This is a genomic window from Bartonella sp. MR168JLCBS, from assembly GCF_042194175.1.
Genome location: NZ_JBHIMP010000596.1, coordinates 287 through 557, shown reverse-complemented (window position 1 = coordinate 557; position 271 = coordinate 287). Strand labels below are relative to the sequence as shown.

Below are 271 nucleotides of genomic sequence, written 5' to 3'. Positions count from 1 at the left end.
ATAAAAATCGTATGCTTCAGGAATTGTACAATGACCAACATTATTGGCATAATCGTGATTACCTAACCCCTCATAAACAGGAGCTTCAAATTTTTTATAGACATTTTTATAATCGTCATAGGTTCTTTGGCGACCAAATTCCGTCAGATCACCATTGACAATATGAAACGCGGCTTTCTGGGCTTTTATGACACTGGCAACCTGCTCATTTATCTTTAACCATGGCTCCCTGTTGGATATTCCATTGGGGTCACCAGAGTTCAGACGCCAC

General features: G+C 40.2%; 1 pseudogene. It reads right to left on the bottom strand.

What is annotated here, in order from left to right:
- A pseudogene (locus ACFIK8_RS12910) lies at positions 1-271 on the bottom strand (hypothetical protein); the annotation flags it as partial.